Source organism: Aquabacterium sp. A08 (assembly GCF_011742065.1).
This window is the reverse complement of record NZ_JAAQQT010000421.1, coordinates 1-1,706: the sequence shown is the minus strand read 5'-3', so window position 1 is coordinate 1,706 and position 1,706 is coordinate 1. Positions and strand designations below refer to the sequence as shown.

The 1,706-nt window shown below is 67.7% G+C and carries 2 protein-coding genes and 1 pseudogene; all 3 read right to left on the bottom strand.

The window, feature by feature from the left end; all coding sequences use genetic code 11:
- Positions 1–91: 91 nt before the first annotated feature.
- The gene (gene hisA / locus HA630_RS02400) at positions 92–832 is read right to left on the bottom strand and encodes a 1-(5-phosphoribosyl)-5-[(5-phosphoribosylamino)methylideneamino]imidazole-4-carboxamide isomerase (protein ID WP_166832220.1); all 741 of its coding nucleotides are present in this window, start codon (positions 830–832) and stop codon (positions 92–94) included.
- A gap of 32 nt (positions 833–864) precedes the next feature.
- Positions 865–1,530 (bottom strand): imidazole glycerol phosphate synthase subunit HisH, encoded by a 666-nt coding sequence (hisH, locus tag HA630_RS02395; RefSeq protein ID WP_166832219.1) that lies wholly within the window; start codon positions 1,528–1,530, stop codon positions 865–867.
- A 41-nt stretch (positions 1,531–1,571) separates the two neighbouring features.
- Positions 1,572–1,706, bottom strand: a pseudogene (locus HA630_RS02390) (imidazoleglycerol-phosphate dehydratase); the annotation flags it as partial.

The following is a 1,706-nucleotide window of genomic DNA, read 5'->3' as shown; positions in this document are numbered from 1 at the left end:
CACCAGCAGGCGGTCGCCGTTGGCCAGGGTCAGGTGGTGGCTCGGCTGCCCGGCATGGGTCAGCGGGCCCGAGGCGGCTGGCACCGCCGGTTCAGCCGTTGAGCTCGTCGGCCAGGCGCTGGGCGGCTTCAAAGTCCAGGTCGCCGCTGTAGATGGAGCGGCCACAGATCACCCCTTCCACGCCCTCGCCCTCCACCGCGCAGAGGCGGCGGATGTCGTCGAGGTTGGACAGGCCGCCGGAGGCGACGACCGGAATCGACAGCGCTTGCGCCAGCTTGACCGTGGCCTCGATGTTGATGCCCGAGAGCATGCCGTCGCGGCCGATGTCGGTGTAGATGATGGACTCGACGCCGTAGTCCTCGAACTTCTTGCCCAGGTCCACCACCTCGTGGCCGGTCAGCTTGCTCCAGCCGTCGGTGGCGACCTTGCCGTCTTTCGCGTCCAGGCCAACGATGATGTGGCCGGGAAAGGCGGTGCAGGCGTCTTGCAGGAAACCGGGGTTTTTCACCGCGGCGGTGCCGATGATGACGTAGCGCAGGCCGGCGTCCAGGTAGCGCTCGATGGTGTCGAGGTCGCGGATGCCGCCGCCCAGTTGCACGTCCACCTCGTCGCCCACCTCTTTGAGGATGCCGCGAATGGCGGCCTCGTTCTTGGGTTTGCCGGCGAAGGCACCGTTCAAGTCCACCAGGTGGACGCGGCGCGCGCCTTTGTCCACCCAGTTGCGGGCCATGGCCGGCGGGTCTTCACCGAACACGGTGGATTGGTCCATGTCGCCTTGTTTGAGGCGCACGCATTGGCCGTCTTTGAGGTCGATGGCGGGGATCAGCAGCATGGCGGGTCGGGCGGTCTGACGGGGAAAAGGGTTCAGGGATTCCAGTGCAGGAAGTTGCGGTACAGGGCCAGGCCCTGGTCGGCGCTTTTTTCCGGATGGAATTGGGTGGCGAACAGGTTGCCGCGCGCCACGGCACAGGTGAAGCGGGTGCCGTAGTCGGACTCGCCCACGCTGTGCACCGGATCGGCCGGGCGGGCGTAGAAGCTGTGCACGAAATAGAAATAGCTGCCGTCGGGAATGCCCTGCCACATGGCGTGGGTCGGGCCGCGGCCCAGGTCGTGGAAGACGCGGTTCCAGCCCATTTGGGGCACTTTGTAGCGGCTGCCGTCGGGCTGGCGCTGGCCGTCGAGGCGAAAGCGCACCACCTCGCCCGGGATCAGGCCCAGGCCGGGCGTGTCGCCCTCCTCGCTGTGGTCGAGCAGCATCTGCATGCCCACGCACACGCCGAACAGGGGCTTGCTCGCCGCCGCTTCCAGCACCGCGTCGCGCAGGCCGCTGCGGGCCAGTTCGGCCATGCAATCGGGCATGGCACCCTGGCCGGGCAACACCACCCGGTGGGCGTCGCGCACCACCTGCGGGTCGGACGTGACCACCACGTCCACATGGTCCACGGCGGTGGCGGCGTGGAGGACGGCCTGCGCCACGGAGCGCAGGTTGCCCATGCCGTAGTCGACCACGGCCACGGTCTGTCGGTTCATCGTAGGGAAGGGTTCAGGCGAACGAACACGGTGTCAGGGGGTTACAGGGAACCTTTGGTCGAGGGAATCACACCGGCCTGGCGCGGGTCCAGCTCCAGCGCGGCGCGCAAGGCGCGGGCAAAGGCCTTGAAGATGGTTTCGCACTGGTGGTGCGCGTTGACGCCCTTGAGGTTGTC